Here is a 22,176-nt window from a genome sequence, read left to right on the forward strand (position 1 = left end):
ACGGTGCGACCCTACAGGCGAAAGGAGACAGAATGTCTAGAACGGGTAATTCATGGAGGGCCCTCGCCTTCCTGGGTCTTGTGCTGAGCGGATGCGTGGAGGGCCGGGGGGCATTGTTGGAGACCGCCGCGCAGCCTGCCCAGGAGTTGGTGACGGTCTACCCGCGGGAGATCGACGACGTGCTCTACAATCCAGGCATGGGCGTCGCCGACTTTCATTTCGGATTCGGCCATCCACCGACGGTGGAGGAGTACCCGCGAGCCACCGTGGCCTATTTCCGCTGGCCCTGGGCGGAACTGGAACCGGCGGAGGGCCAATACAACTTTGCGTTGGTCGACCGCGTGATCGCTCAGGCTAAGGCGAAGGGCGAGACCCTCGCCATCCGCATCGTCTCCGAATACAAGACCGGCAGTCCCAAATGGTTGCTCGACAAGGGCGTGGCCAGCGTGAAGGAGTCGGACGGAATCTTCCCGGACCACAACAACCCGCTCTTTCTCGAATACCACGAGCGGCTCATCCGGGCGTTCGGCGAACGGTACGGCGGGTCGGTGGATATCGATCACGTGGACATCGGGTCAGTCGGGTGTTGGGGCGAGTGGAACACGGCCTGTTGCGAAGGCGTCGAGGCGCAGTGCAAGCAGTATTTTCCGACCGAGACCAACCAGATTGCCATTACGGATTGGTATCTCAAATATTTTTCCGGTACGCCACTCGTGATGCTCCATGGCGGCCAGTTGGAATATGCGACAGCTCGTGGCGCCGGCTGGCGTGGTGATTGTTATGGAGACTTCAATTATTTTAGTCCGACGTGGAACCATATGGAACATGGCTATGAGCCCGTCGTTCGCAATCCCATTATAGGTGAGGCCTGGAAGCGCGGACCGGTTCAGCTGGAAGTCTGCGGCTACGTGCAGGAATGGTACGAGCGGGGGTTTGACTTGGAGCGTATTCTGCAGAAGGGGCTTGATTGGCACCTGTCGGTGTTGAATGCGAAATCGAAGCCGATTCCCCCGGCGTGGCGCGCGCGATTCGACGAGTTCCTGAAGAAGATCGGCTATCGGTTCGTGTTGCGCGAGTTGACCCATCAGTCGGAAGGACACCCTGGAATGCCGCTCTTGTTGCGGTCGCGCTGGGAGAATCTCGGTGTGGCACCGATCTATCATCCCTGGCCGCTGGCCTATCGGCTGCGGTCGAGTTCGGATCTGGTCGTCGCGCAATGGCGCAGTCACGCTGATCTGAAGCAATGGCTGCCCGGCTCTCATGTCGTCACCGACACGATGCAGGTTCCGGGGACGGTGTCACCAGGCTTGTATAGCCTGGATGTGGCGATTCTGTCCGAGGATGGACGCTTGGCCTATGTAGACTTGGCGATTGAGGGGAAACGGGACGATCGATGGTATCCGGTGTCTCAGGTGACCATCGGCTCCGAGGTGCGGGGAGCGTACGGTCGCCCGCGCTAGGTGCCGAATTTGGGCTGAGGCAACGAATCAAGAATGTCGGTCTGTATGGAGGCGGCGGGTGTAGCGCCCTGCAGGTAGGAGACGGCATGCACGCGGTTGCCCTTCCCCCGGTACTCGATGTGGTCGAAACTCAGCTTGTTGGCCATGGCGATGCCGCGGCCATGGGTGTCATAGGCGCGGTCCGGATCAAAGTCCAAATATTTCCGCCAATCGAATCCCGCTCCTTCGTCGGTCACTTGCAGGCACAATCGGCCCGCTTGACGGGCGAAGTGGGCGATGCCATGCCGGGAACCATAGACGGGATCGGCCAAACGCCGGTCGATTTCCTCCTCCAGCAGCCCTTCCTCGATCAGGCGCGTCTTCTCCTTGTAGCCGATGCTGAGATTGCCGTGCTCGACGGCATTGAGGGTGAGCTCGAGAATGCCGGTCACGATCTTCTGTGGGTCGGGGTAGGCGTGAGCCAGCAGCATGGCGAGGGACTTGGCTTCCTCCGGAGATCTGAAGCGGTAGGTGGCGGAATCCAGCAGGGTCATGCTGGAGGTTGCGCGGTGCAGCTCTCGGCGAACCTCCCGGTAGTTGTCATGATCGCGTACGGCGGCATTGACGATGGCCAGCAGCGTGGCTTCCTCGAACGGCTTGGTCAGGTAGTAATAGGCGCCGGCTTGCAGTCCCTCCAACATCTGCTGCGACGAGATGGCTGCCGTCTGCATGATGACCGGAATCTGGCTCAGGGGCGCATGTTGCTTCATGCGGCGGAGCACCTCCATGCCGTCGATGTCCGGCATCACGCGATCGAGCAGGACCGCATCGAAACGGTCCGGATCGTCCTTGAGGATATCCCACGCCTGGGCCCCGCTCGTGGCGGTTACGGCCGAGTAGTCGGTATGGCGTAAAAATTCCTTCAGGATCGTGAGATTCAACGGAGAATCGTCGACGAGAAGCACATGGTGTTTGTAGATCGTCATGATTCAGGCCCTGAGGTTGACGAGTGGATGGCAGGGTATCCGTCCTATCGGAATGCCGGGGAAAACACTTTAGGGGAGAAGGACAAGCGAAGGCATCGGCCCCATGGGCTTGAAGTGTCCGATGGGGCCGAGCAGGGGGCTATTGTTTCACGATGTCCAGGAGTTCCACTTCGAAGATCAACGTGGCGCCGGGCTTGATCACGGGAGGTGACCCTCGGTCGCCGTAGGCGATGGCCGAGGGGCAGACCAGCCGGCTCTTGCCGCCGACCTTGATCAACTGCACGGCTTCCGTCCAACACTTGATGACTTGGTTGAGCGGGAAGGTGGCCGGCTCTCCGCGTTTGACCGAGCTATCGAAGACCGTGCCGTCGATGAGCGTCCCATGGTAGTGGACCTTGACGGTATCGGTCGCCTTCGGCGCGGCGCCCTTGCCTTCCTTGATGGTGGTGATGATCGCCCCTGACTCCGTTTTCTTCGCGCCCGGTTCCGCCGAGGCTTTGGCCAGGAACGAAGCGCCGGCTTTCTTTTCCACCTCCGCCAAGGCCGAGGCGCGCCGCTGCTGTAATTCTTGGATCTTGGGACCGAACGTTTGCAGATCGACCTTCTGCGTGTGTTTCAGGACACCGTCCGCCAGCCCGGCCTTCACAAATTCGAGTTCGTTCTCGTTCAACGTGAAGGGCCCGAGGGATTGGCTGATGGCCAGGCCCAAGGCATAGAGGGTCTTCTGTTCATCATTGGCGGGATCGGCGGCCGACGCGAGGGAGGAGGCGAGAAGTACCGCTGCAGACACGACAACGCTCACAACACGCATGGATCATCCTTTCTGCTGAAAAGCACGGCTGCGCCCACCATATGCCAGGGACCCCCCGAGGCTCAAGCAAATTCGTGGTGAGGGCGGATGTCGAGGCGTTAGGAGAGTGCGGCCCGCCCATGCGGGCGGTGGAGGTCCAACGCAGGGCCGATCGGGACGATGCGCGTCGGGTTGATGTCGTCGTGTGTGATGTAGTAGTGCCGCTTGATATGGTCGAAATCGACCGTGTCGGCGATACCGTCGGTTTGATAGAGGTCCCTGAGGTACCCGGACAAGTGCGGGTAGTCGACGATGCGGCGCAGGTTGCACTTGAAATGTCCATGGTAGACGGCATCGAAGCGAAGCAGCGTGACGAAGAGGCGCCAATCGGTTTCAACGAACTGAGATCCGAAGAGATAGCGCCGGTCGCGCAGGCGATCGTCCAATCGGTCAAGTGTCTCAAACAGCCGATGGGCCGCCCGTTCGTAGGCGGCTTGCGTCGTGGCGAACCCGGCGCGATAGACACCGTTGTTGACATGTTCATAGATAAAGGCGTTCAACTCGTCGATCTGTGGGCGTAGCGACAGGGGATAGAGGTCGAGGGGGCTCGTCGTGAAGGCGTTGAACTCGCTGTTGAACATGCGCATGAGGTCGTCGTCGGAGTTCGTGACGATCCGTCGGGTGACTCGATCCCACAACACCGGAACCGTGATTCGGCCCCAATAGGTCGAATCGGTCGCCGCATAGGCTTCGCTGAGATAGTGAAACCCGTTGATGGGATCGAGCGTATGCCCTGGACCTTGGCGGAACGCCCAGCCTCGCTCGTCCCGAATCGGATCGACCACGGTCATGCCGATGGTCGGCGCTAATCGCTTGAGGGCCCTGACGATGATGGTGCGGTGGGCCCAGGGACAGGCGAGAGAGACGTACAGATGGTATCGTCCTGCAGCCGCCGGAAACCCGGACCTTCCGTCGGCCGTCACCCAACCGGTGAAGGCATCCGGCTGGCGTTGAAATTCGCCCGCGGCGGTCTGTTCTTGGGGAAATTGTGCCTCTGCCACCGTCAGCCGATTCCTTCCATCACAGGATGGCGCAGGCACCTACCAGCGCCGATGCCATCGTCCATAATAGGGCCGGTAATAACGCGGCCCCCAGGCATAGGGTCTGCCGAAGGACAGCGAGCCATAGAGCCACGGGCGCCCCAGGTAGAGCCCAAAGCCGACGGGCGGGTAGCTGTACAGAGGAGGATAGGCGTAATAAGGAGTTACAGGTGCGGCCACGGCCGGCCGTTCGTTCATTTGACGCTGGAGATCCGCCGTCATCGCGTTTTGGCGCTCGACCTGGTCCTTGAGTTGCCCCACGGCTCCCTGCTGCGCGTGGACCTCTGCTTCCAGTTTGGAGATTTTGTCGCGCTGGATTTCGATGAAGGCCTGCAGGCAACGCGTATGAGCGTCGCCCGAATAGCCGGAACATTCCCACGGTCCTGAAGATTCCGCGGCCCGGACCAAGGGGATGCACAAGAGGCTGCCGATGCCGACGATCAGGAATGCCATTAGTCGGGCCATACATCCCTCCCTGCAGGGTTCTTTTTAATTTATCATGTGGATTGCGGCCAAGACCAGTTGGCCGGGCCACGGCTGTTGGCGAAACGCCGGCATTCATTTCGGCATGGGACCGAGGCAGGGACCGGATGGTACCGTGTTTGTCGGCAAGACCCTGGGAATTGCGGGAGAGCACCTCTCCGGCGCACAGATGGCCGCGGCCCTCACCCAGGTGCTCGGTCAGCCGGTTCGGTATCAGGCGGTTTCACCGGAGGTGTACCGGACATTCGGGTTTCCCGGCGGCGACGATATCGGCAACATGTTTCAATTCAAACACGACTTCAATGCGGCGTTCTGCGGCGCTCGCGACCCGGCGGTGGCGCGTGCCCTGCATCCTGGGTTGTTGACATTCGAACAGTGGCCGGCGGCGAACAAGGATCGCATTCCGTTGTCCTGAACCGCTCACCCTTCACGAGGTCCGGAAAGGAAGCCAGCGTCGTAAAGATGCCGAGCGAGATGATCACCACGACCCAGGCGAAGTAGAGTGAAAATCGCATGCCCCACTCGTATCACAGTCTGAGGCGATGTCAACGAATTGCCTGTTCTCGATCGGTCTTCCCTGCGCGTCGGCACCGTTGGGTGGTCTAGGTTGCTGCCGGAGCAGGCAGGAAGAAGCGCGCGCCATTGCGCGTCTGCGGTACTCCCGGTACAATTCCACCGCAGCTCACCGGTCCTGATCCTGACCCTTCTGCCGATGGTCGCATGCTCCTCTGGTTTGTGATTCTCTATCTCGCCCTCTCCGTCGGGATCGGGCTCTATGCGGCGACCCGCGTCCACAGTGCGGGTGATTTCGCCGTGGCCGGTCGTCGCTTGCCCCTGCCGGTCGTCACGGCCACCGTCTTTGCAACGTGGTTCGGCGCCGAAACCGTTCTGGGAATCTCGGCGACCTTCGTGAAGGACGGGCTGGGGGCGGTCGTGGCGGACCCCTTCGGGTCCAGCCTCTGTTTGATCCTGGCCGGGCTCTTGTTCGCCCGTCGTCTGTATCGGTTGAACCTGCTCACCATCGGGGATTATTACCGGCTGCGCTACAATCGCGGTGTGGAGGTGCTTTGCACCCTCTGCATCGTCGGGTCCTACCTGGGATGGGTCTCCGCTCAAATCAAGGCGCTGGGGCTGGTGTTTCACGTGGTGACGGACGGGGCGATGAGCCAACCGGCCGGTATGGTCTTGGGTGCCGCCATCGTGCTGACCTACACGACGTTCGGCGGCATGTTTTCGGTGGCGATTCTGGATTTTGTCCAGATCACCATCATCATGGGCGGCATGCTCTACATCGGCTCGGTGGTGAGCGGGCTCGTGGGGGGCGTGGAGGCGGTGGTGGCCCATGCGTCGGCCACCGGCAAGTTGGATTTTTTCCCTCCGGCTCGCTTCGAAGCCTGGGTTCCCTTTCTCGGCGCCTGGATGACGATGATGTTCGGCTCGATTCCTCAGCAGGACGTGTTCCAGCGGATTACTTCGGCGCGAGACGAACGGACCGCCGTGCGAGGGTCGGTCTTGGGCGGGACGTTGTATTTCTTCTTTGCGTTCGTGCCGATGTTTCTGGCCTATTCCGCCACGTTGATCGATCCGGCTCAGGCGGCCGCGCTCTTGGAGCAAGATTCTCAATTGGTCCTCCCGTCCCTCATCCTGCAGCATACGCCGCTGGCGGCGCAGATCATCTTTTTCGGCGCCCTTCTCTCCGCCATCATGAGCTGTTCCTCCGCCACCTTGCTGGCCCCGTCGGTGGCCTTCAGCGAGAACATCGTCAAAGGCTTCCTCCCGACGCTCAGCGACCGTGGCCTGCTGCTGGTCATGCGTAGCGTGTTGGTCGGATTCACATCGGCGGTGTTGCTCTTCGCGCTCCAGTCTGAGAGCAGCATTTTCAAAATGGTCGAGAGCGCCTACAAGGTGACGTTGGTGGCGGCGTTCGTGCCGTTGGTGGCAGGGTTGTATTGGGAGAAGGCCACGACGCAGGGCGCATTGTTGGGCATGGCCGCCGGGCTGGGCACGTGGGTGGCCTTGGAGAGCGGCGCGGCGCCGAATCCGATGTGGCCGCCGCAATTGGTCGGGTTCCTGGCGGCCATGGGCGGCATGGTGGTCGGGTCATTGCTCCCGCAGTGGATCTTCTCGTCGAGTGAGGTGGCGCGGGCTAGCGCCCGGCCCTCTCTGGGGACGCCGGTGGAGTGACCTCGGCCTCGGCGGCGGTTTGGAGGATGTGGCGTACCTTCCGAATCAAGTCTTCCGGCGAAAACGGCTTCTGCAGAAACCGCGTCTGCCCCGATGCCTTGTCCGCCGTCACGGCCGGCTGATCGCTATAGCCGGAGATGTAGAGGACGCGCAACCCGGCAAAGTGGCGCCGTAGCCGCATGGCCAAGTCTTTTCCGTTCATTCCCGGCATCACCAGGTCGGTCAGCAGGAGGTCGACATGGAGCGCGCCGCGCCGAATCAGATCCAGGGCTTCGAAGCCGTTCTGGGCTTCGTACACCGTATAGCCGTGCGTGCGGAGGATGTGTTGCGTGAGCAGGCGCACCGACGGTTCGTCCTCCACCAGAAGGATGACCTCTGTGCCCGGTCGATCGTCCGTCGGAGGGGCGCTGTCGGAGAGGGCATTCTGCGTAGGGGCGGTTTCCGGCAGGAAGACCGTCATGGTGGTCCCTTCTCCGACCGTGCTGTCGACGGTGATCGTCCCTCCGCTCTGATGCACGATACCGTAGACAGTCGAGAGGCCCAAGCCGGTGCCGCGGCCTTGGGGTTTCGTGGTGAAAAAGGGTTCGAAGATTTTTCCCTTGGTGGCGGGATCGATCCCGGTGCCGGTATCGTGCAGGCGGAGCCGCACATAGGTGGACGCGCTGCGTGGCGGGAGTTCGGGACCCCAGACCTGGTGAGGAAGCGCCTGGTCGGTTTCGATCGTCAAGGTGCCGCCGTGCGGCATCGCGTCTCGGGCATTGACGGCCAGATTCAGGAGCACCTGTTCCAACTGGACGGCATCGACCGTGACCCAGCGCGGCGCAGGGTCCAGTTGCAGGACGATCGTGATGTGCTCGCCGATCAGGCTTTTCAGCAGCGCCATCAGGTCCCGGATGACCTGATGCAGATCCAGTGAGACGGGGTGGAGCATTTGTTTGCGGCTGAAGGCCAGCAGCTGTCCCGTGAGGGCTGCGCACCGCTCGCCGGCGTTGCGAATCTCTTCGACGAAGCGCCGGGCCGACGAATGTTGGCTCAGTTCCTGGAGCAGGACGGCGCTGTAGCCCAGGATCACGGTCATGACGTTGTTGAAATCGTGGGCGACGCCGCCGGCCAGCCGTCCGACGGCTTCCATCTTCTGCGCCTGGCGGAGTTGGTCTTCGAGTTCGCGGGCTTCGGTGATGTCTTCCGTGATGCCGCTCAGCCGATCGGCCTCGCCGCCCGGTCGGCGGTGGATGACCATTCGATCGTGGATCCAGCGCACTTGCCCGCCCGGCCGCACGATACGATATTGGCGCTGGATATCGTGGCCGGCGGGATCGGCGATCTGGGCATCGTAGGCCTGGGTGATCGCCTGTCGGTCATCCGGATGAATGCAGTCGCGCCACAGTTTGGGGTTCTGGTAGAACCGGTCGGCGGGCAGCCCCCACATCCGTTCAAAGGCCGGGTTGACGTACAGCACTTGCGGGGGTTGCACCTGCGCGAACCACACGCCCTGGTTGAGATTGTCGGTCAGGTAGTTGAACCGTTGTTCGCTGGAGAGTCGAGCCCGTTCCGTTCGGCGATGCTCCTCCACTTCCTCCTGCAAGCGGATATTGGTTCGGGCGAGCGCCTCCGTGCGTTCTTCAATCCGTCGCTCAAGGTCTCGCTGAATCGTTCTGAGTTGTTCCTCGATGAGCCGCCGTTCCTCCACCTCCTTGGTGATCTCCCGGTTAAGTTGTTCGACGGCCTGGGTTCGCATCGTCAGGGACTCGACCAAGGCGGCCTTGTCCAACCGAAGCCGAATCGACGAGAGAATCGTTCGATTGTAGTTCCAGGCCGAACGTGTCGTGGCCAGCACAAACAGCGTGCCCATGAGGCCCATCAACGTATGGAATTCCTCGCCGCTTAGAAAAAAATGCCCCAAGATTGGAAAGGTGGTTGCGATGGCGTAACAAAGGAACAGCCGAAAGGAGACGGAGAGGACCGATGCGGCGCCGGCGGTCATCCCGCCCAGCACGAGGACCTGGATCAATTCGTAGGAGAGCGGAACGGCAGGAGAAAGAAAGAACGCGCTGCTGCCCCAGCCCACGCCGGCTGCCGTGGTTCCGATGAGCATCCAGCGATGCCAGTCGGCGCTGGTCCAGGCGGCGGGGCGGCCTCGGCGGTAGCCGACGATCAAGAGGGCGCGCGCGCCGGCGATGATCCAGAGAGTCAGACACCACAGGAACAGGAGAGGGTGCGGAACGAGCGGCCACAACAGGGCTGCGAGCAGGCTTGCATTGACCGCACTCGCCAAGATGCCGGCCGGCATGTTCCGGTACAGGACGTCGACCTGCGCGTCATGAAACTCCGCGTTGGGGGCGAAGGGGGTCGCGTCTTCCATCGAGAACGCCTCGGTCGAGATCGGGTATGCCGCGAGGGCCGACTGTTTCGGCTCGTCGTCAGTCCCGCGGTTACGAAACGTCCCTGCCTCGGATACCAGGCACTCTAGCAGGATTCCACGGGAGCATCAAAAAATCACCCGTAGATTTACGGCCCCGACATGCAAGGTGCTGCGGTAGGTGCCGTTGACCGTCGGGTTTACGTTGCCGACGATGGTTCGGTCTTCATAGAGGATCGCCTGGTAAGCCAGATCGATGCCGAGGCCCTTGGGGCGAAGCGCCTTGTCGGACCCTCCGCAGGGAATCACCCCGAAGAATCGCCCGTTTCCCCGGCACATGAACCCGATGCCGGTGGAAATGGCATGGTTGTCCCCGTCGGGGATGGCCGGGTTGAAGGTCTGATCGGGAATCGCCTTCTGAGAATGCCAATAGCCGCCGCGCAGGGCGATGTCCCAATCCGGCAGGGCTGCGGGCTTCAGCCACTTATGCTCGGTTCCGATCATGACCGTGTAGCCGCTCGACCAATTGGCCGGGGTCGCGATCGTGAGGCCATTGGACAGCGAAGCATTGCTGTTACGCACGGATTTCCAGCCGGTGTAATCGACGTCCAATTCCAGCTTCCACTCGCGCTCCTTGTTGCGGACTGGCCAGATGGCGATTCCACCGGTGAAGACCTGCGGCACCACGAAGGTCGATCGGGCATCTGCTACGCGGCTGCCTCCGGCCATCAGTTGACCGTCGAGGTGGAGAGTCGCTTGGCTCCGGTAGATCAGGCCGATGTTGACGAGCGGCAGCCCATCCTCGTTCCGGAGCGGTGTGTAGAGCAGGCTGGCATTGAAGCCGGCGGCCGTGTCCCGGCCGTTCAATTCCATCGGTGTGCCGGCTGGGATGCCGAGCCCCCCCGCCCAACGGAATTGGCGCTCCACCTGCCCCTCGCCGAAGACTCCTGAGAACGTATAGATGTCCGCCCCCAGGCCGATCGCCAGATCCGGATGGGGCCGGAAGGCGAGGGAGGGCCGGATGTCGAGCAGTTCGAAGGCGGCTTTGGTTGTGGCGGTGGCGAAGGGCCCGCCGTCCGACCAGCGGGTGAGGGTGCCGAACGGATTGAAGACGGCCAATCCCACTGCCAGGCTGTCGTAGGAGCCGATGCCGAGGTCTTTCAGATTGGCGGTCAGGTAGAGATTCGAAGGTGGCGGCAGGGCGACGCTGCCTCGGAGGTCCCCCTGTATCTGGGTGCCGGCCGCATTCTGAAAGGAGAATTGGCCGCTCATCAAGGTGGCGCCCGCGGACAACTGGACGCCTCGGAGCTGCGTCATCCCGGCCGGATTGTAATAACCGGCCGAGGGATCGTCGGCCTGTGCGGTGAAGGCAGCGGCTTGGCCGGCTGCCGAGGCACCATGGTCGTAAATGCGGAAACTTCCGGCCAGGGCGGGAAGCGGGGCCGCAATCGACAGCAGTGCAAGCAGGAGGATCCACGTGCCCGCTCGCCCGGCGCCATGTCGATCCGACCGCTCGCCCCGTGGCCGATCCATTTTCCGTTCGCGGCCCGCTGCTCTGTTGATCACCGAAGAACTCCTTGTCAGTGTTTCGACTAGGTAGAATGCTGTATTATGAATCGACTGTGGCGCCCATCTAAGAGAACAGAGCGGAGTTTGTCAAGCGCGGCCTCCTCGGGGGCCTGTCGGGTCGGCCGATCGGATGTGATTTCAGGCGACGGATCGCGTATGCTCCGTTCCATGGAGACATGGCGGTGAGGTTCGGCACGCGCTGGCTGTTGCGGGGGATCCTGGCCTTGGCGGCCGCCCTATTCGCCGTGACTGTTCTGGCCGTGGCCTACGGTCTCTACCTCTCCGCCAACCTGGCGCTGCCCACGGGTGAAGACCATCCACCCCGCCTGATCTATGGCGCGCCGTTTCTGCTCAAGCCCGATGTCGATTTGGCCGCTTCTCAGCTCATCGAGCGGTTGCGCCGCCTGGGCTACCATCCGGTCGAGGACGTGGTGCGTCGGAGCGGAGAGTATCGTGCGACGGCTGGCGCCATCGACATCTACCTCCATGAGTTTCCGGATCTCCACCTGCGGTCGATGCCGGTCAGGTTGCTCGTCGCCGATGGGCGCATCACGCGGGTGCTGTCCGCTTCCACCGGAGAAGACCTGTTTCCCGCCTATTTGGAGCCGCAGCTGATCAGTGGGTTGCGCGGCGCGTCCAGGCAGGTCCGCGACTGGGTCGCCTATGACGATATTCCCGCCCGATTCATCGACGTGCTGCTGGCGATCGAGGACCGGCGATTCTTTACCCATCCGGGCATCGATCCGGTGGCCGTAGGGCGCGCGCTCTGGGCGAATGTGGTCCGCGGCACCGTCCTGCAAGGCGGCAGCACCATCACGCAGCAGTTGGCCAAAAACCTGTTCTACTCTCCACAACGCACGCTGGGACGGAAACTGAAAGAATCGGTCGCGGCCTTGGTTTTGGAGGCCAAATACCGCAAGAAGGCCATTCTGGAAAGTTACGTGAACGAGATCTACCTCGGCCAGGTCGGGTCCGTCTCGATCTACGGGGTGAACGAGGCGGCGCATCGATACTTCGGCAAGTCGGTGGATACCCTCACGCTGGAGGAGACTGCACTCTTGGTCGGCATGATCAAGGGGCCCAACACCTATTCTCCGCTGCGGAATCCGGTGGCGGCGCAACAGCGGCGTGGCATCGTGCTCGCGCGACTTCATGACCAAAGCCTTGTGAGCGAGGAAGAGTGGCGACGTGCCTCGGCAGCGCCGGTTCGCGTCATGCCGCCGCAGGAGGTCCTGGCCGATGCCCCCTTCTTCGTGGATTATCTGCTGCGGCAGGTGGAGGAGTCGACGGGCGCGCCGCTTCCGGACGGGGCCCGCGTGTATACGACCCTTGATCCTTTGCTCCAGCAGGCAGCCACCCAGGCGTTGGCTGGTGGGTTGAGTAAGCTGGAAGGCACCTATCCGGCGCTCGTGAGGCCGTCTGAGCCTCTGCAAGGGGCCATCGTGGCGCTGGATCCGGCCACCGGATCGATCCTGGCGATGGAGGGGAGCCGTGACTACCGCGCCAGCCAATTCAACCGCGCGGTGCAGGCCAAACGTCAACCCGGTTCGCTGTTCAAGCCGTTGGTGGTGTTGGCGGCATTGGAAGCTCGGCGGGAATTGCCGGGCGGACAGCCGATCACCGCGGCTACGTTGATCGCGGATGAGCCCGTGCAATTCGAATCCGGCACCGGAGTGTGGGCGCCGCAGAACTACGATCACAAGTTCCATGGCACGGTATCGGTGCGAACCACGATCGAACAGTCGTTGAACGTGCCTGCGGTCAAGGTCGCGCAGATGGTCGGCATCAAACGGATTCTCGCGACCGCCCGAGGTTTGGGCATCCGAAGCCCCCTGGCCGATAATCTGTCCATTGCGTTGGGTACGTCCGCCGTGTCCCTCCTCGAAATCACCTCGGCCTACGGCGCGCTGGCGCATGACGGCCTGTATGTGGCGCCGACGGCGCTGCGGGCGGTATTCACGGCTGACGGGAATAGCACGTGGCGCCATACGCCCGAGCGGCGGCAGGCGGTCTCGCCACAGGCGGCGTATGTGATGACCTCTTTGCTGCAAGGGGTGATGGAACGCGGCACGGCGGCCAGGGCGAAGGGACTGGGTCTACGTGGGCCGGTGGCCGGCAAGACGGGGACGACCGACGGGTACCGCGATGCCTGGTTTGTCGGCTACACCCCCGAGGTCGTGGCCGGGTTATGGGTGGGATTCGACGAAGAGGGGGCTCTGCACCTGACGGGTGCGCAGGCGGCTCTGCCGATCTGGGTGGATTTCATGCGGCGGGTCCAACCGGCCGGGCCGCAGAGTTTCTCTCAGCCGTCGGCAGTGGTGGCACGAGAGATCGATCCGTCGACCGGGCAATTGGCGACCTCGCGTTGCCCGCAGCGGACGGCGGAACTGTTCATCGACGGCACGGAGCCATCGGCCTATTGCGAAGTGCACGGCAGTGGATTCTGGGAGCGACTCAAACGCAGTTTTGGTTTTTCCTAGGTGCGAGAAATGAGCTGGTGTAGGCTCGGTCCATGTTCGGATGGTCGCCTGGTTCACCCACCACTGCACGTGACAAGGAGTTTGTGATGAAGAAGCCCGGCTTTGTGGAACACGACAATATCACCCTTCTGGCCAAAGGGGTCCTGCTCAGAGGCGAGATTCGCGTCGAGGGCACCGTGCGGATCGACGGGCGTCTCGAAGGCGATCTGCACACGGCCGGCACCGTCGTCGTCGGGGAGGACGGCGTCGTCCAAGGTACCATCACGGCCGGCACACTCATCAGCAGTGGAAAAATCAAGGCGAACGTGCGGGCGATGGAGCGAGTGCAATTACTCAAGACCGGCGTGTTGGTCGGCGAAGTCCATACGCCGGCTTTTGCGATGGAAGACGGGGCGAAGTTTCAGGGACTGTCCGATATGGGCGTCGCTCTCTCCGGTGAGGAAGGGCACAAGTTGCCCGACAATGTCCGAGAGTTGGCCATGCAGCGGCCCAAGACGGTTGCCGCCATGGCGGAGAATGCCTGACAGGTCAAGCAATCCCAGCCTTCTGCAACAAGCCTCAGCGGTTCCCCCTCAATCCAACGGGATCGTGATCGTCATCCCGCCGATCACGTCGTTCAGCGCGAAGTCACGCTTGGGACTGAGCGGGTGGTGGTTGTGGCATTTCACGCAAGCGATGGAACTCGCGCGATCGGCATAGACCGCCTGAAAGTATTGCTTACGGCCGCTGGTGACGATGCCGGTATAGGCGCGGTCGGGTGTCTTGGCGAAACTCTCCAACGCTTGACGCTCCAGATCCGTGGCCGGGGCATTGCGCTGATAAATCGGCCACAGGCTGATAAGGCGATAGCGGATGCCTCGCCCCGATTCCGCCACGAGTTTGCCTGAGTGTTGGAGGAACTGCGCGGGAAGCGGCAGCGCATTCTCGTGTTCCCAATGCTCCGCGGCCGAAACGATACCTTTCGCCTGCATGCGGTTTACAACCTTGTCGGTATAGATGGTGCGGTCGGCGTCCAGCACAGCGTGTACATAATCCGCGACCCTTTCCGGGGCGATGCCCGGCGGGGGAGGAGGATCCTTGGCGGCCAGCGAATAGGTCGACGCGCAAGCCAGGCCCAGTCCAAGCCAGAATGAGCCTCTCCGGATGATGGTCAGGATGGGACGCATGGTTCCTCCTTCCGCACCCCCGTCTTGTCCGCCGGGAGCGTGATGACGCAGGTGGTGCCCTGCCCCTCCGTGCTCTCCAGTTTGATTTCGCCGCCGAACTTTTTGATCAGCCGTTGGGCGACGGTCAGCCCCAAGCCGGAGCCTTCTCCTTGCCCCTTGGTGGTGAAGAATGGGTCGAACACTTTCCCCAAGTGTTGCTTGAGAATGCCCGGCCCGTTGTCGCGGATCTTGACGGTGATGAGCCCGCCCTGCTCCTCCGTGCTCAACCAGAGATTACCTTGCCCTCCCATGGCCTGCATCGCATTGGTGAGAACATTGATAAACGCCAGCCGAAGCTGGTCGGGGAGCGCCGTCACGGGGGGCACCGCCATGTAATGTTTTTGCACGTTAAGACCGAGGCAATCCTGGGAGGTCTGCACGATCGCCAGGGCCTGTTCCAGCTGCGCGGTCACATCGACCGGCACGCGTTGATTCTTCGACTCGCGCGCGGTGACGCCGGTAAAATCTCGGATGATCGCGGCCATCTTCTTGCCGTGGTCGACGATGTCCTGCGCATATCCTTTGGCGCGCGCCAAGTCACCTTCTTCCTGAATAGCCTCTCCCAGGCCTAGAATCCCAAACAGCGGATTGTTGAGTTCGTGTCCGATGCCGGCGGTGAGGACATCGAGGCTCCCGGATTTCTCCGCCTGAATCAGCTGGTCCTGCAGCCGACTCTCCTCCGTCGTGTCGCGCAGCACCAAGCCGAATCGTGTGCCGCTGCCGCTGCGGCTTTCGAGGGGGAACCATTCATAGTGGTACTGGTGATTGCCGATGGTGAGTTCTCGGCGGCCTGAAGCCCCCCGCTGCCCGACCGTGGGAGCCAGCGGGTCCCGCGCCGGTTTCGGTACGTCATCGCGAGGATCACGTGGGTGGTCTGTGGTGGGTCCTTGTTTGACGGCATGCAAGTCGCGCTGCAGGGCCTCGCGGTGGAACGGGTCGAGGTGGAGGATCTCAAAGAGCGGGCGCGCGTTCCAATCCCCGGCAGCCGTTTCCAGTGCCTCGCGCGAGGCCCGGTTCATATACTGTACCCGGTTTTGCTGGTCGATCATGATGATCGGCGTGGGGACGGCGTCGAGCACTTGGTCGGTGGATTTCTGCAGCACCTGGACCTCGTGCGTTTTTTCCTCGACCTGGGTGGTGAGGCCGGCAAAGGCTGCTTCCAGCTGGTCGTGCATGCGATTGAACTCCAACGCCAGCTCTTCAAGCTCATCCCCCGTGCGAATCTGGATCGGTTCGCGCAGCTCGCCACGGCCAATGAGGCGTGCCGCCTCCTGCAACCGGCGCACTGGCGTGACGATGCGACTGGCGGCCAGGTATCCGAGCGTGGCCAGCAGGACCAGGGCAAAACCGGCCAGGATGACCATCCAGGACATGAGGTGTCGAATGGGCGCGAAGAGTTCGTCGGAGGATTGCCAGACGAAGGTATGCCAGCTGCCCTGATCCAGAGACCCGTTCGTGGCACGGCTCGTTTCCGGCAGGGGGGCAAAGCCGATGATGGCCGTGCCTTGGCCGCCATGGCCGTCGCTGTCGGCGGTGACCCACCCCGGCTCTCGCAGGGTCACACGCGGCGCGAGCGCCGGGTCGGAGAGGCGGACGCCGGCTGGCAAGATCGGGCAGCTCAGGACGACGCCGCGGCTGTCGATCAGCATGACGTGGCCGGTTTTGCCGAAGCGAATGGGGTGGGTGGCGGGCGAGAAAAATTCCTTGGCGTCGATCACACGATGGAGGATTCCGACCACCTCATACCGCAAGCTGTCCATGATCGGCAGCGAAATACTGAACACATAGGCCTTGGATTCCTCGTCAAAGTGCAGATCTTCGATAAAGAGCTGGCCCACACCCTTGTTGAAGGTACCTTTCCACCAGGCATGCTCGCTATGGACGTACTCGGGTTTTGTCGTGAGGGCGGCAAAGAGATTGCCCTGCATGTCCGTAATGAACAACTTCTTGGTCGCGGCTCGCACCACTTGCGGGAGCAGCAGATCCGATTCGTGTTGCGCGCCGGCGTAAAAGGAACGGAGCAGAAGGGCGGTGGGATTCTCCGTGATCGCCTTGACGGTGGCCGCCTCTCGTGTGGCCCAGCTCGTCCGGATCTTGGCGAGGGCCGTCCGTTCGGGGCTCTTGTCCGAGGTGAGGAGCAGATCCCGGCGTTGCTCCAAAGCCCGGATGATGTCGGGGTGGACGGCGATGCGAGACGTCCTGGCCACTTCTTCCGCGACCAAGAGGTCCAGTTTACGCGCCGCCTCGGTGGCCAGCGCCTGAAAACTTTCGCCGCTGACCACGTGGATTTCTTTGGAGCCTTGGAGAAACGCCAAGCCGAGTCCGAGCAGCAGGGGAACCACGCCGACCAACAGCATGGAGATGATGAGTTTGCGCTTCAGCCCCCACCCGAGGGCTTTCGAGATCGTCATGGGGACACACAGGGCACCGTCGATCGGACCGGGGGAAATTCGATGTGGAAGATCGTGCCGACTCCCACGTCGCTCTCGACGCAAATGTGACCCTCCATTTTGGAGATCACCGACATCACATTGTACAACCCCAGGCCGGTGCCTTTCCCCGGCGGTTTCGTCGTAAACAGCGGGTCAAAGATTTTCGAGAACAGCTCCTTCGGAATGCCGCAGCCGGTGTCGCCGACGGAGGCGATGACCAATCCGTCGGGGGCGACGGTGGTGGTCAGGGTCAGGGTTCCACGGGCGCTCATGGCTTGGACAGCGTTGGTGATCAGATTCACGAAGACGTGGAGCAACTCGTCGGGATTCCCCTGCACCGTGGCCTGTTCCGCATAGTGTTTGATCACCGTGATGTCTTGGAGCGCGACGGCATATCGGGCGATCTTCAAGGCTTCGTCCATCTTCAGATTGAGGTTGACGGGACCCGCTTCCCCGTTGCCGTTGCGTCTCGCATAACGGGTTAGGTCGCGACAGATGGCGCTGGTGCGCTTGACGGCTTCCGTGATGTCGCGGGCCTGTTCGTGCACGGCTTCCAGGTTGGTTTCGTCCATCAAGTTTTCCGCGAGCCCGAGGATCAACTGGAGCGGGTTGTTGATGTCATGGGCGATGCCGGCGGCAAAAGACCCGATCCCTGCCAGTTTGTCGGCTTGGAACAGTTCCGCTTCCAGCCTGGATTGATGTTGGACGAGATTCCACAGGAGATGCGTGGCGGCCCCGCTCAGGACCTCGGCACCGGGGCGCTTCAGCGCATGGATGACGGCTCCCATGGCGGCGTCTCCCGTGACATCCATGATCAGGTGAACCCCGTGGTTCTGGATCAGATCCTGGACTCGCTCGGCGACGGGTATGCGCAGGTCTCGGGCTCGTCTGAGGCCGGGAGCCGAAGGATCTTTATCGGCAATCCCGACGATGTCGACCTCGGGAATCTGGTGCAGCAGTTCGAGCAGCGCGACGCCGCCTTTGCCGGCGCCGATGATGGCGATTTTCGTCGGACTTATGGTCATGGCTCCCTTCCCTGGATGACACGCGCCGACCTCCGCCGGTTCCGGTCGGCTCCTTCCCTTCCCCCGCCCCTGCCAGGGAAGGCTTGAACGGCCTCCCCTGAGCGGAAGCGGATTGATGGGGACCATGGTGATGCCGCTGAATCACAAGCGGGCCAGTTCCCGTTGCTCCATGGCCCTGGCCACCGCCGTACGCAGCTTCTCTCCTTCCACCGGCTTGACCAGGTAGTCCACGACGCCGCTCCGCAGGAACGAGGTCGCCATATCCGTATCAGGGAAACCGGTCAGAACAATGATCGGCACGCGAGGCCATTCGCGTTGGAAATAAGCGATGGCTTCGACGCCGTTGATCTTCGGCATGCGGATATCGCAGATCAGGACATCGAGCAAGAGCCGATTTTCGCCCGAATTGATGGTTTCGATGGCCTTTTCGCCGTTTTCCGCCTCAAGCACTTCGTACCCGGCTTTTTGCAAGGTCATGCGCACGACTTTGCGAATGTCGGGTTCGTCGTCCACGACGAGCACGCGACCATTGCAGGCAGACTCACTCATGAAGAAGCCCGATTTGAATTCTCCCATGATCCCCCTCCTTGGTGTGACGGCTGTTGTTGACTCCATCCGCTCTCGTGGAGACCTCTCGCAACTGCTATGCCATGGGCGACAAGCAGAAGAATCGCGCTATTTCGTTGGTTTCTGTGGCCAGGGGAGAGGTGGGGAAGGTAGGCCTGGTGGTGGAAATCCACCAGGCCGGGTGAAATGCACCACCGGCAGGTGATGTGTCTGTGTGTCTTACTTGGCCGGTTTGCTGCCGAAGAAATGGAGGTCTTTCTCGCCGCGAATGTGCGCGGGAGTGATGACATAATCGCCTCCGAGCGAGGGCCCCAGGATTTTTCCCGCGATGGCTTTGTCGCCTCCGGTGAAGACGAAGCCCAGTCCCCCCGCGACGGTGCCGAGGACGGCGGCCGCCAACTTGAGGCCTCCGTAGGGGAGGGTCAAAAAATAGCTGCCCAGGCCTTGAAGGGCCTCGGTGCCGGCTCCGGCGGCGGCGGGGCGGACTGATAGGGTCGTATGGGATCCGAGCAACAGGGCGAGGACGATCACGGTGGTCCGAGTGAACCGCATAACGAAACTCCTTTCAGCTTCATGGACCTGTGGCAGCAGCATCGGCGCCTAGTCTACCCGGCGCTCGCCCCAATTTCCATGTGTTGCGGGTGGTCGGTTTCCGGCCCGATTGCCTTCGGCTTCGCGGATACGTTATTCTGCGCAGCATGATCAGCGCCGAATCCGTCACGGCACATATTCAGGCCGTCTTTCCTGACGCCGAGGTGACCGTTGTCGATAAGACCGGGACCCAAGACCATCTGATCGTGCGGATCACGTCGGATGGGTTTATCGGGAAGAATCTGTTGGATCGGCACCGCCTGGTGTATCAGGCCTTGACCGCTCCGATGAAGGACGGCCGCATTCATGCCTTGGAGATTACGGCACAGACCAAGGATGAAGCCAAATAGGAGGGACAGATGGCTGATCCGATTGAAGAAGAAATCCAGCGCGAGATCAACGCGAATAAGATCTTGATCTACGGCAAGGGCACCAAGACCATGCCCATGTGCGGGTTCACCAGGGAGACCATGCATTTCTTCGAGAAGTATGGGTATCCCTACGAGGTCATCGACGTGTTGTCCCAGCCGGCGAAGCGTGAGGCCCTGACGAGGATGACCAACTGGCCGACCTTGCCCAAGGTGTTCATCGACGGCCAATTTTACGGGGACACCGACATCCTTGATCCGATGGAGGCCAAGGGCGAGGTCGTGCCCCTGCTGAAAAAGGCCTTCGGCGCCTAACCATCCGCCGTCCGGCACGTGCAACTATGACGGGACGATCAGTTCTCGGTTAGTGCTTGTTCGGTCCTCCTCTTGCCGATAGAATCCCCGCTGCGCGTATGGGTGAGGACGTCCGAGGCAGACAGCCGCTTTGTGTCGATCTTGATGGGACTCTCATCAAGACCGATCTCCTGTGGGAGTCTCTCTTGCTGTTGCTCAAGCAACAGCCCCTTCTGCTGTTTCAATTCCCATTTTGGCTCCTCAAGGGCAAAGCCCATTTCAAGCATGAGATCGCCCGTCGGGTGGCAGTCGATGTCACGTCCTTGCCCTACCATGATGAGTTGGTCGCATTCCTCGACGAAGAGCGCCGTGCCGGCCGTGAACTGGTTTTGGCGACGGCCAGCCACGTACTCTATGCGCAGGCGGTGGCTGCGCATTTGGGTCTCTTCGAGGATCGTGTCTATGGAAGCGATGCGTCGACCAATCTCAAGGGGGCGCGCAAAGTTGCGTTGCTGGTCAAACGCTACGGGGTCCGGCAGTTCGCCTATGCGGGGAACTCCACGGCCGATCTACCGGTCTGGGCGGAGGCGGGGGAGGCCATCGTCGTCAATGCGCCGCCCGGCTTGGTGAGCCGAGCCCGGGCCCTCACGACGGTCAGTCGTGTGTTCGAGTCGCCCGCCAGACGGCTCAAGGTTATTGCCAAGGCCTTGCGTGTGCATCAATGGGCGAAGAATGCCCTCGTGTTCGTGCCGGTGATTGCGAGCCATCAATTCACGAACGGGCGTGCCCTCCTGGAGGCCAGTCTCGCATTCTTGGCGTTCAGCCTCTCCGCCTCCGCCGTGTACATCGTGAATGATTGTCTCGATCTGTCGTCTGACCGCATCCACCCGAAGAAGAAGCATCGTCCCTTTGCCTCGGGGAATCTCTCCATCCCGTTCGGCTTGGTGCTGGCGGCCGCCTGTCTCATCGGTGGGTTCCTGCTCGCGCTGGCCCTCCCGACGGCCTTTCTAGTCGTGCTGGCCGGTTATTTCGCGTTGACGACGGCCTATTCGTTCTACTTGAAGCAGTTCGTGTTGTTGGATGTCATCGTCCTCGCCCAACTCTATACCGTGCGGATCTATGGGGGCGGGGCGGCGACCGACGTGGTTCCTTCCCATTGGTTGTTGACGTTTTCGTTGTTCCTGTTTCTGAGTCTGGCGCTGGTGAAACGCTTTACCGAATTGCGGCTGATGAGCACGATGGATGAAAGTGCGTTGCATGGCCGGGGCTACTGGGTCTCGGATCAAGAGCACATTTCCAGTATCGGCACGGCGAGCGGTTTGCTGGCGGTCTTGGTGCTGGCGCTGTATATCAGCAGCAAAGACGTGTTGCTGCTCTATTCACACCCCGAAGTGTTGTGGTTGGTCTGTCCGGTCATGTTGTACTGGATCACCCGAATTTGGATGTTAGCCTACCGGAACCAGATGGATGACGATCCGGTCGTTTTCGCGGTGCGTGATCCGAAAAGTTATGCGATGGCCGCCATTCTGGGCGCGATTCTGTTTCTCGCCAAATAGCCCGCTTAGATTCCCCAGCCTCCGCTCAATTGCAGGTTCGCACCATTCACGTAGCGCGCGTCCTCGCTCAGGAGGTACCGGACGGCGCCGACGGCGTCCGAGACGCTGCCGACATAACCCGCAGGGATTCGCTTGACCATTCCGGCCAATTCCTCGGGCGGGGCGCTGCCCGAATCGATGAAGCCCGGAGAGACGGCGTTCACGGTGATGCCGTGTGGCGCGAGGAGTTTGGCCAATGTTCTGGTGAGGATGAGGACGCCCGCCTTCGCGATGTAATGTCCGGTTACGTCCGGCTGAGCCACCATTTGGTCGGCATTGGCCATGCTGAAGCTGACGATCCGCCCCCACTTCCGCGCTTTCATCCCCGGCACCACGGCCTGCGCCAGGTAAAAGATGGGATGGAGATTGCCGTCGAACATTTCGCGCCAGCCTTCCACGGTTTCGTCGAACAGATTGATCCGATGGTAGGGCCCGGCTCCGTTGATCAGGACGTCGATTCGGCCCCACTGTTGTTCGACTTGCGCGACCAACTGTCGGACGGCTTGCGGATTCGAGACGTCGCATTGCACGGCCAGCGCCTGGCCGCCTTGCGTCACAATGGCAGCGCGGGTCTCTTCCGCCGCTGCCGCGCTGGTGCGATAACAGATGGCCACCGACCAATGCCGGGATGCGAGATCCAGCGCGATGGCCCGTCCGATTCCCTTGGCTCCTCCCGTGATGAGGGCGACGTGGTGCGACATGGTGTCTC

20 protein-coding genes are annotated in these 22,176 nt (G+C 61.7%); 8 read left to right on the forward strand and 12 right to left on the reverse strand.

Annotated features, from left to right (window positions below; translation table 11 throughout):
- Positions 1–32: 32 nt before the first annotated feature.
- Positions 33–1,460 (forward strand): DUF4832 domain-containing protein, encoded by a 1,428-nt coding sequence (locus HRU82_14565; protein ID QOJ36088.1) that lies wholly within the window; start codon positions 33–35, stop codon positions 1,458–1,460.
- Here HRU82_14565 and HRU82_14570 read toward each other — a convergent pair.
- The 4 genes from HRU82_14570 to HRU82_14585 form a co-directional block, all read right to left on the reverse strand.
- Positions 1,457–2,425, reverse strand: a complete 969-nt coding sequence (locus HRU82_14570; GenBank protein ID QOJ36089.1) for a response regulator — start codon at positions 2,423–2,425, stop codon at positions 1,457–1,459. The two genes, HRU82_14565 and HRU82_14570, sit on opposite strands and share 4 nt — an antisense overlap.
- 139 nt (positions 2,426–2,564) lie before the next feature.
- A complete protein-coding gene (locus HRU82_14575) occupies positions 2,565–3,236 on the reverse strand; it encodes an FKBP-type peptidyl-prolyl cis-trans isomerase (protein ID QOJ36090.1) in 672 nt (223 codons plus the stop codon).
- A 98-nt stretch (positions 3,237–3,334) separates the two neighbouring features.
- Complete coding sequence (locus tag HRU82_14580; GenBank protein ID QOJ37227.1) at positions 3,335–4,282, reverse strand: glutathione S-transferase family protein; 948 nt, start codon at positions 4,280–4,282, stop codon at positions 3,335–3,337.
- Between the two features lie 33 nt (positions 4,283–4,315).
- The gene (locus tag HRU82_14585; protein ID QOJ36091.1) at positions 4,316–4,780 is read right to left on the reverse strand and encodes a hypothetical protein; all 465 of its coding nucleotides are present in this window, start codon (positions 4,778–4,780) and stop codon (positions 4,316–4,318) included.
- A gap of 34 nt (positions 4,781–4,814) precedes the next feature.
- On the opposite strand from HRU82_14585, the gene HRU82_14590 reads away from it, so the two are divergent.
- Both HRU82_14590 and HRU82_14595 read left to right on the forward strand, forming a co-directional pair.
- Positions 4,815–5,213, forward strand: a complete 399-nt coding sequence (locus HRU82_14590; GenBank protein ID QOJ36092.1) for a hypothetical protein — start codon at positions 4,815–4,817, stop codon at positions 5,211–5,213.
- Between the two features lie 305 nt (positions 5,214–5,518).
- Positions 5,519–6,982 (forward strand): sodium:solute symporter family protein, encoded by a 1,464-nt coding sequence (locus HRU82_14595; GenBank protein ID QOJ36093.1) that lies wholly within the window; start codon positions 5,519–5,521, stop codon positions 6,980–6,982.
- On the opposite strand, the gene HRU82_14600 is transcribed toward HRU82_14595, so the two are convergent.
- Together HRU82_14600 and HRU82_14605 are read right to left on the reverse strand one after the other, a co-directional pair.
- The gene (locus HRU82_14600) at positions 6,945–9,344 is read right to left on the reverse strand and encodes a response regulator (protein QOJ36094.1); all 2,400 of its coding nucleotides are present in this window, start codon (positions 9,342–9,344) and stop codon (positions 6,945–6,947) included. The genes HRU82_14595 and HRU82_14600 overlap by 38 nt on opposite strands.
- A gap of 126 nt (positions 9,345–9,470) precedes the next feature.
- A complete protein-coding gene (locus HRU82_14605; GenBank protein ID QOJ37228.1) occupies positions 9,471–10,874 on the reverse strand; it encodes an outer membrane protein transport protein in 1,404 nt (467 codons plus the stop codon).
- Between the two features lie 212 nt (positions 10,875–11,086).
- On the opposite strand from HRU82_14605, the gene HRU82_14610 reads away from it, so the two are divergent.
- Positions 11,087–13,390: a PBP1A family penicillin-binding protein gene (locus HRU82_14610; GenBank protein QOJ36095.1), complete on the forward strand. Its 2,304-nt coding sequence runs from the start codon at positions 11,087–11,089 to the stop codon at positions 13,388–13,390.
- 86 nt (positions 13,391–13,476) lie between these two features.
- Entirely contained in the window at positions 13,477–13,914 is a 438-nt protein-coding gene (locus HRU82_14615; protein QOJ36096.1) for a polymer-forming cytoskeletal protein, read from the forward strand.
- A gap of 48 nt (positions 13,915–13,962) precedes the next feature.
- Here the strand turns inward: HRU82_14615 and HRU82_14620 are convergent, their stop codons facing one another.
- The 5 genes from HRU82_14620 to HRU82_14640 form a co-directional block, all read right to left on the reverse strand.
- On the reverse strand, positions 13,963–14,556 hold the full coding sequence (locus HRU82_14620) for a DUF3365 domain-containing protein (protein ID QOJ36097.1): 594 nt from the start codon (positions 14,554–14,556) through the stop codon (positions 13,963–13,965).
- Positions 14,541–17,006, reverse strand: a complete 2,466-nt coding sequence (locus HRU82_14625) for a HAMP domain-containing protein (protein QOJ36098.1) — start codon at positions 17,004–17,006, stop codon at positions 14,541–14,543. The genes HRU82_14620 and HRU82_14625 overlap by 16 nt, the downstream gene beginning before the upstream one ends.
- Positions 17,003–18,052: a hypothetical protein gene (locus HRU82_14630; GenBank protein QOJ36099.1), complete on the reverse strand. Its 1,050-nt coding sequence runs from the start codon at positions 18,050–18,052 to the stop codon at positions 17,003–17,005. Before HRU82_14630 ends, HRU82_14625 begins: the two co-directional genes overlap by 4 nt.
- Before the next feature lie 141 nt (positions 18,053–18,193).
- Entirely contained in the window at positions 18,194–18,628 is a 435-nt protein-coding gene (locus tag HRU82_14635; protein QOJ36100.1) for a response regulator, read from the reverse strand.
- Between the two features lie 210 nt (positions 18,629–18,838).
- A complete protein-coding gene (locus HRU82_14640) occupies positions 18,839–19,171 on the reverse strand; it encodes a hypothetical protein (GenBank protein ID QOJ36101.1) in 333 nt (110 codons plus the stop codon).
- A gap of 146 nt (positions 19,172–19,317) precedes the next feature.
- On the opposite strand from HRU82_14640, the gene HRU82_14645 reads away from it, so the two are divergent.
- The 3 genes from HRU82_14645 to HRU82_14655 all read left to right on the forward strand — a co-directional run bounded on the left by HRU82_14645 (position 19,318) and on the right by HRU82_14655 (position 21,428).
- Complete coding sequence (locus tag HRU82_14645; GenBank protein ID QOJ36102.1) at positions 19,318–19,560, forward strand: BolA/IbaG family iron-sulfur metabolism protein; 243 nt, start codon at positions 19,318–19,320, stop codon at positions 19,558–19,560.
- A gap of 9 nt (positions 19,561–19,569) precedes the next feature.
- Entirely contained in the window at positions 19,570–19,893 is a 324-nt protein-coding gene (locus tag HRU82_14650) for a glutaredoxin (protein QOJ36103.1), read from the forward strand.
- Positions 19,894–19,991: 98 nt separating this feature from the next.
- Complete coding sequence (locus tag HRU82_14655; protein ID QOJ36104.1) at positions 19,992–21,428, forward strand: UbiA family prenyltransferase; 1,437 nt, start codon at positions 19,992–19,994, stop codon at positions 21,426–21,428.
- Between the two features lie 5 nt (positions 21,429–21,433).
- On the opposite strand, the gene HRU82_14660 is transcribed toward HRU82_14655, so the two are convergent.
- On the reverse strand, positions 21,434–22,168 hold the full coding sequence (locus tag HRU82_14660; protein ID QOJ36105.1) for an SDR family oxidoreductase: 735 nt from the start codon (positions 22,166–22,168) through the stop codon (positions 21,434–21,436).
- Between the last annotated feature and the right edge of the window lie 8 nt (positions 22,169–22,176).

Origin of the sequence: Nitrospira sp. (genome assembly GCA_015709715.1) — a bacterium.
Lineage (GTDB): Bacteria > Nitrospirota > Nitrospiria > Nitrospirales > Nitrospiraceae > Nitrospira_A.